At 59.9% G+C, this 14,146-nt stretch carries 14 protein-coding genes; 4 read left to right on the top strand and 10 right to left on the bottom strand.

The window, feature by feature from the left end; genetic code table 11:
* Positions 1–106 precede the first annotated feature (106 nt).
* The 5 genes from C0Z16_RS39675 to C0Z16_RS33245 form a co-directional block, all read right to left on the bottom strand.
* Positions 107–361, bottom strand: a complete 255-nt coding sequence (locus tag C0Z16_RS39675; protein ID WP_407070720.1) for a carboxymuconolactone decarboxylase family protein — start codon at positions 359–361, stop codon at positions 107–109.
* Positions 362–484: 123 nt separating this feature from the next.
* Complete coding sequence (locus tag C0Z16_RS33260; protein ID WP_102636252.1) at positions 485–913, bottom strand: (R)-mandelonitrile lyase; 429 nt, start codon at positions 911–913, stop codon at positions 485–487.
* A gap of 145 nt (positions 914–1,058) precedes the next feature.
* Complete coding sequence (locus C0Z16_RS33255; RefSeq protein ID WP_244201449.1) at positions 1,059–1,994, bottom strand: aldo/keto reductase; 936 nt, start codon at positions 1,992–1,994, stop codon at positions 1,059–1,061.
* 10 nt (positions 1,995–2,004) lie between these two features.
* On the bottom strand, positions 2,005–3,288 hold the full coding sequence (locus C0Z16_RS33250) for a multidrug effflux MFS transporter (protein WP_102636250.1): 1,284 nt from the start codon (positions 3,286–3,288) through the stop codon (positions 2,005–2,007).
* 91 nt (positions 3,289–3,379) lie between these two features.
* A complete protein-coding gene (locus C0Z16_RS33245; RefSeq protein ID WP_102636249.1) occupies positions 3,380–4,363 on the bottom strand; it encodes an aldo/keto reductase in 984 nt (327 codons plus the stop codon).
* A 150-nt stretch (positions 4,364–4,513) separates the two neighbouring features.
* On the opposite strand from C0Z16_RS33245, the gene C0Z16_RS33240 reads away from it, so the two are divergent.
* Positions 4,514–5,422, top strand: coding sequence for a LysR family transcriptional regulator (locus tag C0Z16_RS33240; RefSeq protein WP_102636248.1), 909 nt, complete (start codon positions 4,514–4,516; stop codon positions 5,420–5,422).
* Between the two features lie 254 nt (positions 5,423–5,676).
* On the opposite strand, the gene C0Z16_RS33235 is transcribed toward C0Z16_RS33240, so the two are convergent.
* The 5 genes from C0Z16_RS33235 to C0Z16_RS33215 all read right to left on the bottom strand — a co-directional run bounded on the left by C0Z16_RS33235 (position 5,677) and on the right by C0Z16_RS33215 (position 10,387).
* On the bottom strand, positions 5,677–6,261 hold the full coding sequence (locus C0Z16_RS33235) for an NAD(P)H-binding protein (RefSeq protein ID WP_102636259.1): 585 nt from the start codon (positions 6,259–6,261) through the stop codon (positions 5,677–5,679).
* A gap of 155 nt (positions 6,262–6,416) precedes the next feature.
* Positions 6,417–7,025 carry a DUF2889 domain-containing protein gene (locus tag C0Z16_RS33230; RefSeq protein WP_279635092.1) on the bottom strand — a complete coding sequence of 203 codons (609 nt, stop codon included), beginning with the start codon at positions 7,023–7,025 and terminating at the stop codon, positions 6,417–6,419.
* Positions 7,026–7,068: 43 nt separating this feature from the next.
* A complete protein-coding gene (locus tag C0Z16_RS33225) occupies positions 7,069–8,457 on the bottom strand; it encodes an MFS transporter (RefSeq protein ID WP_102636247.1) in 1,389 nt (462 codons plus the stop codon).
* A 35-nt stretch (positions 8,458–8,492) separates the two neighbouring features.
* A complete protein-coding gene (locus C0Z16_RS33220) occupies positions 8,493–9,380 on the bottom strand; it encodes an isocitrate lyase/PEP mutase family protein (RefSeq protein ID WP_158244561.1) in 888 nt (295 codons plus the stop codon).
* Positions 9,381–9,484: 104 nt separating this feature from the next.
* Positions 9,485–10,387, bottom strand: coding sequence for an NAD(P)-dependent oxidoreductase (locus C0Z16_RS33215; protein ID WP_102636245.1), 903 nt, complete (start codon positions 10,385–10,387; stop codon positions 9,485–9,487).
* Positions 10,388–11,076: 689 nt separating this feature from the next.
* On the opposite strand from C0Z16_RS33215, the gene C0Z16_RS33210 reads away from it, so the two are divergent.
* Genes C0Z16_RS33210 through C0Z16_RS33200 form a run of 3 tightly spaced genes read left to right on the top strand, consistent with a single transcriptional unit; the run spans position 11,077 to position 14,146 of the window.
* Positions 11,077–12,261, top strand: a complete 1,185-nt coding sequence (locus C0Z16_RS33210) for an ABC transporter substrate-binding protein (protein WP_102636244.1) — start codon at positions 11,077–11,079, stop codon at positions 12,259–12,261.
* Between the two features lie 36 nt (positions 12,262–12,297).
* Positions 12,298–13,173, top strand: coding sequence for a branched-chain amino acid ABC transporter permease (locus C0Z16_RS33205; protein ID WP_102636243.1), 876 nt, complete (start codon positions 12,298–12,300; stop codon positions 13,171–13,173).
* Positions 13,166–14,146: a branched-chain amino acid ABC transporter permease gene (locus C0Z16_RS33200; protein ID WP_102636242.1), complete on the top strand. Its 981-nt coding sequence runs from the start codon at positions 13,166–13,168 to the stop codon at positions 14,144–14,146. The genes C0Z16_RS33205 and C0Z16_RS33200 overlap by 8 nt, the downstream gene beginning before the upstream one ends.

Below are 14,146 nucleotides of genomic sequence, written 5' to 3'. Positions count from 1 at the left end.
CAAGCATGATCACCCGCCCGGGCCTACGGTCATGTGGCGCGGCTTCCTGGTGCTCCACGAAATCACGGAGATGTACCGGATCTTTAGCCAGGACGGGTGATTCACATCACGAGATGTGGGTAATCCTGAGCATAGGAGGAGGGATGTGTAAGGATCGTGAAATTTCACGCGACGTCACACCGTGGTTCGGTGCATAACGCATGTAAAAGGCAACTCCAACGGTCTGTCCGCGGGTGATCACGGAGGCAAGGGTAATGATGCTTCGATCGCGCCGAGACAGCGCAGGGCGCCACGCACCTTGAAACAGTGCTTCCTGTTCGTAACGGGCAAGCGCTGGCGAACGAGCGGAAACGTTTTGAATATCGATGGTGTCTGGTTTGGCGCAGAAGAGTCACTTGCCACGTAGGCGCGGTTCGATGGAAGAGTTTTACCGCTTGGGGCGGCTTATCAGGTGCCCCTGATTTCTGCTAGTGCGCAGGGGTGGTCACTCGGTGACGAGTGGTCCATCGTGATATTGCTCATCAGTCACCGGCTCCATCCACTCGACGTTTTTGCCATCGAGCATTTCGGTGACCGCAAGATGCGACATTGCCGTCGTCGGAGCAGCGCCATGCCAGTGGCGCTTGTCGCACGAACACCACACGACGTCTCCAGCGCGAACTTCGGTTCGCGAGCCGCCTTCGCATTGCGTCCAGCCAACCCCAGAAAGTACGATCAGAGTCTGCCCGAGCGGGTGCGTATGCCAGAAGGTACGCGCGCCGGGTTCGAACGTGACGATGGCGCCGCCAAGGCGCGCCGGGACCTCCGCCTGAAAGAGGCTGTCGATACGAACAGCGCCGGTGAACCAGCTTTCAGGGCCTTTGATGGACGGCTTGGTGCCGTTACGGACGATGGTTTGAGCTTCTTGGGTCATGGTTTCGATCCTTTGACGTGTTCCGACGTAGGCACAATGTTCAGCGCCGTTGAGCGCAAAAACACACAATCTGGTTCTTCAGGCGGTCTGCGACCAGCTGGCAGAATGCGCATACACTCATGCATAGGTGCATAAATGCCGGGCGTCATTCAGCATCTTCGGCTTTGTAGACCTCGAAAGTCAGGCGCGGCAGCGTTGCAAAGTCGACGGGCGGATGCCAGTCATTCAGGAGCCTGACATTGTCCTCAACTTCCTGCGGCCATCGCATCTCGACGATGCCCGCATGCACCCGCGAATCCGAAAGGACGAACTTGAGCGCGACTTCGTACAGATCCGGAATGGATGCTGAAGCGGGTGCCAGCAGACTCATCTCGCGCTGCAGGATGCCGGACGTCATGGTTCGCATCGAGACGACGCCTGCATCAACTTTGGCTGCCTCGATCAGAAAATGCCGTGCTGCTGCCTGGTATATGAAGTTATAGGCGATCTGATAGACCTCGATCGCTTCGTGCTGGAGAAAAGGAATCACGGTCCACGGTTCTTCGGTGGTAATGCCGATGTGACCAATCTTGCCGGATGCGCGTAGTTCGAGGAGCGCATCGAGCGGGCCGCCATGCAGGATGTGCTGGACTTCTTGCGGGGTATACATGCGGCCATGTATCTGCATGATATCGATGTGATCGGTCTGCAGGCGTTCGAGAATTTGATGAAAGCTATCGATCACACCCGCATGGTCGAGCTCGTACCAGACCTTGCTCGCAAGCACACATTCGCTTCGCCGTGTTTTCATGACTTCACCGACCAACGTTTCGCTATAACCGTTGCCGTACGCCGGCGCGGTGTCCACGTAGTTGATGCCGAGGTCCAGTGCTCTGTGCAATGTTGCATGGACAACCTGTTTGCCCTCGTCCGACATTGGGTCCCATTTTTTCGAGCGGTGAACGTAAGCGAAAGCCGCGCCACCTATCGCGATCGGCGACACTTCGAGCCCTGTGCGGCCCAGTACCAGTTTTTTCATGGCGTTGCCTGAAGTGGATTTAGTGTGGGATTCGGTCAGTAAGCCAGGTGAGCCGGGTACCACCCGCAAGGTCTCATTTAGCCGTGGCCGCGACGCCGGAGATCGCAAGAGGCCACGGCAAGAGCAGCGTGGCGCAAAGCAGGCTGCCGATCCCCATCGCCGCGATCACGGCGCCCATCGGCCAAGGCGTGCCATCGGCGAAGAAGCCCACGAGTGCCGAGCCCAGAACGCCGGTACCGTACTGGGTTGCGCCGATGAGCGCCGACATGGTGCCGGCGCGCGCGGGGAATATGCCGAGCGCACCCGCAATCGCATTGGCGACGATAAAGCCGGTCGTGGAAACGAAAAGGAATAGGGGAATCACGAGGCCGGCCAGCCCGCCCCAATCCGTCCATGCGCCGATGGCCAGCAGCATGCCCGCGATTGCGGCGCCCCACGTGCCGGCACGCATCAGGCGATCACTGCCGTAGCGCCTTACCATCTTCGCGTTGATCTGGTTCGTGATCATGATGCCTGCGATGCCCGCTGCAAACAACACGCCATAGCGCTGCGGCGAAACGTGGTGATAGGTGATGTACGCGAACGGCGTGCCGGCAACATATGCGTACATGCCTCCGTACAAGAATCCGCCAGCCCCCGCGTAGCCGAGTACCCGGCGATGCTGCAATAGCGTGGCATAGGCGGCGAGCGCGCGGCCGAGCGGTTCGTGATTGCGGCGCGCCTCCGGTAGCGTTTCGGGCAGTGTGCCCAATGCGGCGAGCGTCGCCAGTCCGACACCGACCAGCGCCCAGAAAATCGCGCGCCATGACGCCACGTGAAGGATGAGGCCACCGACGCTCGGTCCGATCAGCGGCGCGATCGCCATGATCGTCATCAATGTCGACATCATCTGGGCCGCGCGATGGCCGGTGTAGAGGTCGCGCACCATCGCGCGGGCGAGCACGACGCTCGCGCACGCTCCCGCGGCCTGAACGATTCGCCAGCCGACCAGCGCGCCGCTGCTAGTCGACAGCGCACAGCCAGCCGATCCAACGATGAACAGCACGAGTCCGATAGCGATCGGCAGGCGGCGGCCGTAACGGTCGCCGATAGGACCCCACAGCAGTTGGCCCAGACTGAAACCGATCAGATAGCTGGAGATCGTCAGCTCGATCGCCCCGGTGTCGGCGTGCAGCGAGAGCGCCATTGCGGGCAGGGCAGGCAGATACAGGTCCGTCGAGATCGACGCGAACGCCATCAGGAGGCTCAGTGTCGCGAGGATCCGCAGACCGTGCTGGTCGGCGGCGGGCGTCACGCTTTCCGTTGCAGCGCTGGGCAATGTTCCCGCTGGAGCGGGTGAGCGACTATTCAACAACATGATCAGGCATTTCTTTTACGCCAATAGCGGTCCCGCGTTGCCGCAGGCTTGCGACGACGCGGGAGCAAACGGGTGGGGCAAAACGTTGAGCCTAGCGGTCGACGCGCTGCTGCAAACGGGCCGGATAACGATCACCCACGACCTTGATCTGCTTCAACGCCGCTTCGATAGCGACGAGATCGTCAGCCGACAATTCGACCGCAGCCCCGCCGACGTTTTCTTCCAGCCGATGGATCCTGGTGGTGCCCGGAATCGGCACGATCCACGGCTGTTGAGCCAGCAGCCACGCAAGCGCGATCTGCGCGCGCGTCGCGCCCTTGCCATCGGCAATCTTGCCGAGCACGTCGACGAGGCCTGCGTTGGCCTTACGGTTCTCTTCGGAAAAGCGCGGCACGACATTGCGGAAATCGGTCTTGTCGAACGACGTGGTCGCATCGATCGCGCCGGTCAGGAAGCCCTTGCCGAGCGGGCTGAACGGCACGAAACCGATGCCCAATTCCTTCAGCGTGGGCAGTACCGTTTCTTCCGGCTCGCGCCACCACAACGAATACTCGCTCTGCAAAGCCGCCACCGGCTGAACGGCGTGGGCGCGGCGGATCGACTGCGCGCCGGCTTCGGACATGCCGAAGTGCTTGACCTTGCCTTGGGCGATCAGATCCTTGACGGTGCCGGCCACGTCTTCGAGAGGCACGTTCGGATCGACGCGATGCTGGTAGAACAGATCGATGCGGTCGGTCTTCAGCCGCTTGAGCGACGCCTCGGCGACCGCACGGATGCGTTCGGGCCGGCTGTCGAGTGGCTTTTTCGAATCACCGTCCTGAAAGCCGAACTTGGTGGCGATCACGACCTGATCGCGAAACGGCGCAACGGCTTCTCCGACCAGTTCCTCGTTGAAGAACGGGCCATAGGCTTCGGCGGTATCGAAGAACGTGACACCTTTTTCGAAAGCCGACTGAATCAGCTTGATGCCTTCCGTCTTCTCGGTGGCCGGCCCATAGCCGTAGCTCAAGCCCATGCAGCCCAAGCCCAGTGCCGAAACTTCGAGACCGCTGTTTCCGAGTTTGCGCTTTTGCATCTGCATTCTCCTTTCGAAAAGTGACGAGCGTGGAGCACTCCCTGGCATGCAAACGGGAGCCCCTCGACGTTCAAGCCTCCAAGCTTAAGCTGTTGTCTACCGTTCAACAATACGGCTAGAATTGCAAAGGGCTATGAGGAATATTCACTTATGCTGCGTGCCGGCTTATCGGAACTGACTGCGTTTGTCGCGATCGCTCATCAGCGAAGCTTCAGTGCGGCGGCGCGGACCCTAGGGGTTTCGCCGTCTGCGTTAAGTCACGCAATGCGGGGACTTGAAGCGCGACTCGAGGTGCGCCTGTTTAACCGGACGACCCGCTCGGTCGCGCTGACCGAGGCGGGCGAGCAATTGCTGCGGCGAGTCGGACCCGCCATCGCCGACCTTGAAGATGCGGTGAACGAGGTCGCTTTCGCACGCGATCGCCCATCGGGCTCGATCCGTATCAGCGCCTCCGAATCAGCGGCGAAGTCGATCGTCCGGTACGTGCTGCCTGATTTTCTGGCGACTTACCCGGCTATCCACGTGGAATTCGTCGTGGATACGAGGCTCGTTGACATCGTGGCGGACGGTTTCGATGCCGGCATCCGCGTTCACGAGGACGTGCCGCGCGACATGATCGCCGTGAAGTTCGGTCCCGATATGCGCTTTGCCGCAGTGGCGTCACCCGACTACTTTGCGCGCCACGAGCCGCCGAAGGCACCGCACGATCTGGCGAAACACCGCTGCATCCGGTTCCGTTTCGAAAGCGGCACGCTCTATCGCTGGGATCTCGAATATCACGGCAAAAGCGCGAGTATTGATGTCGACGGCCCCATGACCCTGGGCAACATGAACCTGATGGTCGAGGCCGCGCTGGTGGGGATCGGCATTGCCTGGGTGCCTGACTATCTGGTAGCCGAACACCTGGCAGCAGGGCGGCTGGTCCAAGTGCTTGCCGAATGGAGCCCTTCGTTTCCGGGCTTGAGCCTCTATTACCCCGCCAATCGTCATCCTCCTACTGCGCTCCGGCTGTTCGCACAGGCGGTGCGGGATTGGGCCAACACCGCCGGTGTGCGTTGATCGCCGGCTTCTGGCAGCCACGCCGCGCGCATGCTTGGGTGTTCCGATGAGCTTGTCGATTTCAATTTGGCGAGTCTTGCCCCCGCGTTGCGTTGAGACTCCCGGCCCGCGCAGTGCGGCTTGCAGGACATCGGGGCCGGTACGTACACGATCGTTGCCCAAACGGTGACCGGTTGAGCGGTCTGCCGCTTGCGAGAGTCGAGGTCGAACTGGGGTACTTTCTCGTCTCGCCGGCAATGTATCCAGGGTTGGCGCTATGCCCGGCTGACACCCAAACTGCACCGCACATCCAGTTCCGGCGACGTGACGAGTTTGACGATCAGAGCGGACAGGCTGTTCAGTGAGACATCGTGTCCCTTGAACGCCTCTCCCTTTTGCGTGAGCTGATAGCTGACTTCCTGGTCGCGAGTGAACCAGCCGGGTCGCAGAATCGTATAGTCGAGGTCCGACTGCTCGACGAGTGCGGCCGAATCGCGATAGGGATTCAGAATGCTGCGATAGCGTTCGCCCGGGACTTCGCTATAGATGCCCATCGAACTCATGAAGATCAGTCGCTTCACGCCGGTAGCGTGCATCGCGGCAATGATCGTGCGAGCCTGCTGCGCCATGTCGCCCGCCAAGTTGGCGTACACCACGTCGTGTCCCGCCACGGCGGCGCATAGCGCATCCTGATTGAGTACGTCGCCTTCCACAATGCTCACCCGGTTCGGGTCCGGATTCTTGAGGCGGGCGGCGCGACGTAGATAGAGCGTGAGCGTGACATCGGGACGGCGCAGCAATACCGGTATCGTATTGCGCGCAAGTTGACCGTTGGCGCCAAGAATAATGATTCTGATCATTGTCGAATCTGTGTCGGGCAAGAGCCGGCGCGCAGGCAACGCTTTGTATTCGTTGCGTGTGTCGGTGCACGTTGGCGTTAGTTGAGTCCGTTAGGTTAGGCGGCCCCGCTCCATTCAACAATGCCGTTACGTTCACATGGGGTATTGAGGGAAATTCATCTATTGTCGCGTTCCTCACTTATGGGAGGACTAGGACGATAGAACTGCGGCCATCGACGCGCGACGACTTCGCCATCGGCGGCATAGGCATAGCAACTGTCGATTTTTTTTGGGCGCCCGTCTTCGTCCAGCGGCTCGGGTCGACTCATACGCAACTGGATCATCGTCTGAATGGCTGTCGTGGCAAGGGGAATCAATAGTTCCATTAGGTGCGTGCAACTACGGGCGCCGCTGAGGCGGCGGCGAACCTCGCCGCTCCAGCCGGCCGCGATGCGCAGGCCCTTGAGCGACTGCAGAGCCCGGCCGCCTTCCGGGCAGGCATGATAGGGCGCGGCTTTGCTGAAGGTATGCACCTCGTGAACGACCATCGAATCGTCGAATACGATGCATACACCCATATCGTGAAGCGGATCGCCTGCGCGCAGCAAGGGGCCACCGCTCGCTGGCGTGAAGTCGTGCGCCTTGCGATCCGTGACTCGTCCTTCGACTTCGAACAGGCCGTCACTCCGGCGAAAGCCGCGCATATCGATACGGCGGAAATGCAGTTCTTCGCGCGTGCTGTCTCCGCGAGCAGAGTTCGATCCCTGATTCGTGTTTAAGGTCAATTGGGCCTCCTGTTAGAAATGAGCCTTTCCGCGCGCGGCCGATTCACTCACCCCTCGAAAGTGGCGTCCGGTCCAGTTCGTACTCTTTCGTCTCCGCGATGCGCAGAATGCAAACCAGACTGATCAGAGCGAGGAAGGCGAGAAAGATCCCGAAGATGAACCCGCCGAACCGTGCGGTCATCCACGCCGCGAGAAGCGGTGTCGCCGCGCCGCCGATAATCTGCGCGATGTTGTAGCTGAAGCCGGCGGCGGTGTAACGGTAACGGGTGTGGAACAACTCGGACATGAAAGCGCTCATTGGACCGAGTGAACAGCCTGAGATGAACATGGTGACGCACATGCCGGCCGCGAACGCCATCGTGGAGCCAATCGAGATCAGTGGGAACAGGATGAGCGCCCACGGAACGGCGACGAGCGCAGCGGCAATGATCACCTTGCGCCGGCCGATCCGGTCGGAGTAGGCGCCCGCGAGTCCGATGCCGAGCGTCAGCATCGCGCCGCCTATGGAACTCATCGTGAGCACCTGGGTGCGGCTGAGGCCCAGCACCGTCGCGCCGTAACTGGTCAGGTACGACGCGCCGAGATAGCCGAAACTCGGCGTAATGATCATGGCGCCGCCCGCGAGCAGTATTTCTCGGGGCTGGCGTTTGAACGCCTCAAAAAAAGGCATACGCGACGCGCCGTGCTGTGCCTGTTCGGTTTTAAAGACCGGCGATTCTTCCATCCTGAGGCGAATGTACAGGCCGATCACGATGAGGACCGAGCTGGCCAGAAAAGGAATGCGCCATCCGTAGCTCAGGAAATGCTCGTCGGTCATGCCAAAGCCAGTCAGAAGGAACGTGACCGGCGCCAGGGTGAGGGCGGCGCCGCCCCCCAGCGAAGCGAACATGGCCCAGAATCCGCGCTTCTGCTTCGGCGCGTTCTCGACCACGAACAGCGCCGCGCCAGCCCATTCACCGCCCGCGGCAAGACCCTGCAGTACACGCAGCAGGACAAGGAGGACCGGCGCCACCGCGCCAATCTGGTCGGCCGTTGGCATCAGGCCGACCAAGCTGGTCGAAATGCCCATCATCAACAGCGTCGTGACCAGGGTCCGCTTGCGCCCGAGCCGATCGCCAAAATGCCCGAACAGGATGCTGCCGACAGGCCGGGCGACGAAAGCCACACCCAGCGTGGCGAACGCCGCTACGGTGCCGGCCGCCGGCCCGAGCGCTGGGAAAAAGAGCTTGCCGAACACAAGCGCTGCGGCAAAACCGTAGATGTTGAAGTCGTAAAACTCCACCAGACTACCCACGAAACTCGCGGAGGCGACGCGTCGCATCTTGCCCGGTTCGTTGCGCGTGTCGGACTCGGACCCGGGACCCGGTACGGCTTTCGTGTCCCGTTCAGCTAGAACGACAGCCGGGGCGTGCGGCTGATAATCGTGTGCCATTGTTAAAACTCCCTCTCTTGCCAAACCACGGTTTATCAGCGCTCGACGGTGCGCAGTTCGATATCGAGCAGTTTTTGCAGGTCGATTGCCTTGTGAACGTGGCGTGTCTCCAACTCGTAGTCGTTGCCGATGGTGGGATCCGTCAGGCCTTGGGCCAGCGCTTCATACGCGAGTCGTAGGGCTTTCTGGCGCGCGAGGAAGGGCGTCGAGCCGTCGGAAACGATCCGGAAACCCAGCTTGCCCAACTCCGGAATCGTCATGCCGATCGAACCGAGGCCTGCCAGCATCGCGTAGAAGAGCGGTCCGTCGAGCCGCTCTCCGATGGTTCTGAGATCCTCGGGATTGGGCTGCTTCTGCAAGACGTACAACATGTCCGCACCGGCACGCTTGTAAGCCTCGGCTCGCCGAAGCGCTTCGTCCATGCTGTCCGTGCGCAGAGCATTGGTACGCGCAATGATGACGAAATCCGGATCGCGTCTTGCGGCTACCGCCTCCCTGATTTTCTGGACCATCAACTCGGCCGGGATCAGATGCTCGATATCGATGTGATGATGGGCACGCCGCGGGATGAGTTGATCCTCGAGTTCGATAGCGGCAAAGCCGGCGGCCTCGGCCATCGAAATGGTGTGGTGCATGTGCATGGGATCGCCCCAACCGCATGTGCCGTCCAGAATGATGGGCAGTGTCGTTGCCGCGCGCAATTCGACGCCGGTCTGCACCATCTGGGTCAACGAGAGATTTGCCTCGGTGCCGGTTTTTACGTAGCCCAGCGTGCCACCGCCCAGATAGAGTGCCTTGAAGCCGGCGGATTCCGCTATTCGCGCGCTGATGGGGTCCAACGCCAGCGGGGCGACCACCGGGAGTTCGCGCTTGAACAACTCACGAAATTTTGCGGCACTCGATAAGGTCCGTTCCGTCATCATGCGTTCTCCTATATCCAAGGGGGATGCTTTTTTGTCGGTGAATCCACGTGCGCTGCAGGCTGCATGCATTACTGCAGCCAGAAGGCTCTACCGGGAAGCCGCCGCTAAACGGCTCCGTGTCTGGTCAGCGCTTTCGCGCCACCCACTGCGTGCCAGTTCATGAAGGTCTCGTCGTCGAGCGAATCCATCAGTGAAGCAAGGTGCTTCATGAACGGAAACGCCCCTGAAGATGCGTAAGAGAGTTGCTGGGCAAGTGCTAGATCCTTGCCCAATATCGATGTCAATGCATCGAAGTCCTGATGAGTTTCAGTCCAGCTCGCGAAAGACACAGCGGCCTCACCCTCGTGCGCTGAAAAGTGATTGCGACCGGAACTGACGTCGAGAATCCGCGTGACATCGTCCAGGGCGAGCCCATTGTCCAGTGCAAGCCGATAAGCTTCGCCGGTAACGAGAAGATTGGCCACTGCGATAACATTGTTGACGAGCTTGATGGTTTGCGCGGCGCCCACTGCGCCGCAGTGGAACAGTCGACTGGCGACCGTTTCGAGGACGGGCTTCGCCGATTCGAAGTTAGCGGGCGCGCCGCCGACGAGCATGGTTAGCCTGCCATGTTGCGCGCGCAGTGCGCCTCCACTGACAGGTGCGTCGATCAGTCGAACGCCCTGCATCTCAAGACACTTTTCCAGGTCCGTGATCGCCCTGGGGCCTACAGTACTCATGATCGCGATGATGGGCGACGGTCCGGATCGCAGGCCGGAAAGGATGCCGTGGTTTCCGGTTACGACGTCTGTAACCTGTTCCGCTGTCGCGACGGCAATTAGCACGAGGTCTGACGTAGCGCAGTCGGCTGGGCACCGCGTGACTGTTACGCCAACACCGGCGAAGCTGGCCAGAACCGCTGCATTCTGGTCGCACACAGTCAGTTCGAAGCCCGCTTCGAGAATCCTTCGTGCGACTGGCGCGCCGATCGCACCGGCACCAATGACGCAAACTGATCTGACCGGCACCGAGCGTCTCCTAAATGTTCAGGCTCAATTGATACGGCGCGTCGGAGACGCACTTCAACCTGCGATTGATTTGGTGACGGCTTTATTGTTCAGTGATGCGAAATATCATGTCCGTCGAATTCCGCATTTTTCATCCGCTGGCTTTGCCGACGCTTAGGTCGCTTCGGACCGACCGGCCGTTAATCAGGCCAGCGAACCCGTTGCCGGCCCAACCGTCTTTGCCCCAAGCATGCTTTTCAGTAAAACACATCGTTGATACCATTTCAATGGTCAACCACATAGGGAAAGCACCACCTGAATTTGGCGTTTTTCTCTGGAACGTTTATCCATCAATAGTTGCTGCATAGCACCATCGCCGCTCGTCGGGTTCGGTGACAAACAAACCAAGGTTGCAATTGTTCCAATGGTTGACATTTGGATTCTTGGCTGCTACCTTGCTGTCAATTGATCGCCGTTCAGCAAAAAGGCGTTGCCGCAGGGCTCGCAGCGAATAGACAGCTGTCGCTGTGAAGTGGCCCGCGTATCGACGAGGCAGTAACTGAACATGGTTATCGAGCCAATGATTCGACATGCTAACGATCGTATCTTTGCGAGGCTATGTTGAGCCGACGGGAAGAGCGATACGGCTCCCGGCGAAAGGTCGGCAATCGATTACAAATATTCCAAACCGAAAATGGTAGGAGACAACCATGTATTTCTCGAGAATCCGTTTGTTGTCGGCTGTCGTGCCGGCCTTAGCTGCATCGGCTTTCGGTTCGGCGGCGCAAGCCGATGAAACGATCAAGGTCGGGTTATCCGTACCGCTGTCCGGCTCTGGCGTGGTCTGGGGTAAAGGCGCCGACTGGATGTGCAAGAGGGCCGCTCAGGAGGTGAAAGACGCCGGCGGTGTCAAGGTCAAAGGCAAGGTCTATAACTTCCAATGCATTTCATACGATAACAAGTACACCGCGGCGGAGGGGACCAAGGTCGCGCAAACGCTGCTCAACCGTGACGGCGTCAAATACATGGCCGCCACCGGCACGGCACCGGCAAACGCCGCACAGTCGATGACCGAGCGTCAGGGCGTGCTCTTCTTCACTGAATCGTGGGGCAAGAGCAGCAAGGGTCCCAAGTTCCCCATGACATTTTCATTGATCAATTCGCCGTTCGAAATCATGCCGGCGATGATCAAGTATGTGCGCGCATCGCATCCCGAAGTGAAGACCATCGCGCTGCTCAATGCGAATGACGCGACCGGCCGCGAGGTCGAGGCCATCTCCCGGCCGATGTGGGAGAAGGCCGGCGTCAAGGTGCTGTCAAGCGACTTTTATGAGCGCGGTACGACGGAGTTTCAGCCGATCGCCGCCCGTCTCGCGTCGCTAAAGCCCGATATTGTCGATCTTTCGTCCGTGCCGCCTGCCGATGCGGGTCAGGTGTTCAAGGAGTTGGACGTTCGCGGCTTCAAGGGCGTCAAGGTGTCGGACAACGGCAGCGGTATCGATGGCATCGTTGCGACCGGAGGTCCTGCCGTGAATGGCGTGTACATGGGCGCCGCAGTTTCGTTCGACGGTTCGAGCGTAACCGAGCACCAGCGTAAGACCAACAGCGACGCGCATGCTTACCTGGGCGAATCGCTCAGTTCCCCGCCAATCGGCTACTACGATGTCATCTACATGCTCAAGGCCGCCATGGAAAAAGCGCAAAGCGTCGATCCCAAAGACGTGGCAGCGGCACTTCCTTCCGTCCGATTCAAGACGTTCTACGGCGGCGAGGCCGGATTCGGCGGCAAGGACATCTACGGTTCCAATCAGCAGCCGATGTTGCCCGTCTTCATCACCCAGATCGAAGACGGAAAGATCGTCGATCGGGCGCGAATCGATCCCCGAAAAGACTGATGGTCGACCTCACTGACAAGTCATAGGAGCGACATCTTGGAAACCGCGCTGCAGTTACTCATCACAGCTCTACAGATCGGGGCGGTCTATGTCCTGTTCTCTTTGGGGCTGACCTTGATTTTTGGGGTCATGCGAGTCGTCAATTTCGCGCATGGCCATTTCTTTACGATCTCCGCTCTTGTCGTCAGTTTTCTCGTGCCGATCGTCATGACAACGGGCGTATCGGTGCAGGCGGCTTACCTGTTGTCGGCGGCGGCTGGCGTCGTAGCCGCGTTGGTGCTCGCCATTGTGGTCTACCGGTTTGGCCTGCGCTTCTTCCTGCGTGACATGGAAGGCGCGTTCATCCTCACGATGGGTTTGGGTCTTCTGCTCGACGGCATCATCCTCGGCGTCTTTGGCGGTGCCGTGCGCGCCGTTCCCGAGATTATCGGCGGCACCGTGTCGGTGTTTGGGGTGTCGCTCACGAGGCAACGCCTCGTGCTGTGCATCGCAGCAGTGTTGGTAACGGCCGCTCTGTACTGGGCGATGTCGGGTACCCGGATCGGCAAGGCGCTTCGCGCCGTTGCATCAGATCACGAAGCTGCCATGCTCCAGGGTGTTCCGTATAAGCGTCTTGCCATGGCAGGTTTTCTGATCGCTGCGGCGCTCGCAGCGGTGGCCGGCGCGCTGATCGCACCGGTTTCCGTCGTATCGCCGGTCATGGGTTCGGACTACCTTATGAAGGGTTTCATCTCTGTCGTACTGGGCGGACTGGGCAGCGTGCCCGGAGCGATCGTGGGGGCGCTGTTCATCGGCCTGGTCGAGTCGATTGGTGGCTATTACTTCGATTCTTCGACCGCAACAGTGGCGATTTTCGTGCTGGTCATTGTCGTTCTCCTTGTCAGGCCAAAGGGGTTGCTCGGTCATGCGTAAATTAAACGTTCCATGGTGGGCGGCGGGCGGCGCTGTGGCGATTGCGGCAACCCTCGTTGCAAGCAATGCCTATACGACCAGCGTTCTGAACCTGATTGCGATCGCCGCGCTAACAGCCGCGAGCATGCGCTTCGTGATGCTCATCGGCGAACTCAGCTTCGCGACGTCGGCGTTCGTCGGCATCGGCGCGTACGGTGCCGGTGTGGCCACGACGATCTTTCAGTGGCCCTTTCTGATCGCTTTGTTCGCAGGTCCGGCGGTGGTTATCGTGGTGAGCATTCTCTTCGGCATGACGACGCTTCGCGTCAGAGGACCGTACTTCATGCTGATAGGTTTCGCGTTTGCGGAAGCGGTGAGAATCGGTTTCTCTAAGACCGAATTCATTGGTGGGACATCCGGCATGACGGGAATTTTCCCGCCACGTTTCATGGACGCCTGTTTGCCGACGTTCGTGATGGCTGCCGTGATCGTCCTGCTGTTCGCCTTGTACGCGATCGAAAAGACCGACTTCGGCAAGGTTCTTGTCGCGATTCGGGACAACGAGAACATCGCGCGGTCGGTGGGGATCAACGTGCTGTTCTGCAAAGTGGCGTGCTTCGCAATCGCGTCGTTTTGTGCAGGCGTGGCAGGCAGTCTCAGCGCCTTCGTGAATAACGTGATCAGCCCGGGGGATTTCACCTTTCTGCTCGCCTCGATGGCGCTCGCGTACGTCAAGGTCGGAGGTGAATCGTCGATATTCGGCGCGATTGGCGGTGCGGTCATTCTGGTCCTGCTGGGTAGCTTTGCGCTGGGCCTTGGCGGGGGCGAACAGCTGTTCTACGGCGCAGCCATTGTCCTTGCAGTACTGCTCATGCCTCGCGGTCTCGTTGGCCTCGTTGAGAAAGTGACGCGCAAACGTGATCCAGTGAAGATCAGAAATGGCGCTGCGGGCCCGGAGAAGGGCGCCGCCAAGTTGAGCCGAAAAGGGGGCTGA

The organism is Paraburkholderia rhynchosiae, from assembly GCF_002879865.1.
Lineage (GTDB): Bacteria > Pseudomonadota > Gammaproteobacteria > Burkholderiales > Burkholderiaceae > Paraburkholderia > Paraburkholderia rhynchosiae.
The sequence above is the reverse complement of the archived record's forward strand: the minus strand, read 5'-3'. Positions and strand labels throughout refer to the sequence as shown.

Coding starts and splice junctions, on each gene's coding strand:
- C0Z16_RS33260 (WP_102636252.1), bottom strand. CDS start 913: ATGACCCAAGAAGCTCAAACCATCGTCCGTAACGGCACCAAGCCGTCC.
- C0Z16_RS33250 (WP_102636250.1), bottom strand. CDS start 3,288: ATGTTGTTGAATAGTCGCTCACCCGCTCCAGCGGGAACATTGCCCAGC.
- C0Z16_RS33245 (WP_102636249.1), bottom strand. CDS start 4,363: ATGCAAAAGCGCAAACTCGGAAACAGCGGTCTCGAAGTTTCGGCACTG.
- C0Z16_RS33240 (WP_102636248.1), top strand. CDS start 4,514: ATGCTGCGTGCCGGCTTATCGGAACTGACTGCGTTTGTCGCGATCGCT.
- C0Z16_RS33235 (WP_102636259.1), bottom strand. CDS start 6,261: ATGATCAGAATCATTATTCTTGGCGCCAACGGTCAACTTGCGCGCAAT.
- C0Z16_RS33225 (WP_102636247.1), bottom strand. CDS start 8,457: ATGGCACACGATTATCAGCCGCACGCCCCGGCTGTCGTTCTAGCTGAA.
- C0Z16_RS33220 (WP_158244561.1), bottom strand. CDS start 9,380: ATGATGACGGAACGGACCTTATCGAGTGCCGCAAAATTTCGTGAGTTG.
- C0Z16_RS33210 (WP_102636244.1), top strand. CDS start 11,077: ATGTATTTCTCGAGAATCCGTTTGTTGTCGGCTGTCGTGCCGGCCTTA.
- C0Z16_RS33200 (WP_102636242.1), top strand. CDS start 13,166: ATGCGTAAATTAAACGTTCCATGGTGGGCGGCGGGCGGCGCTGTGGCG.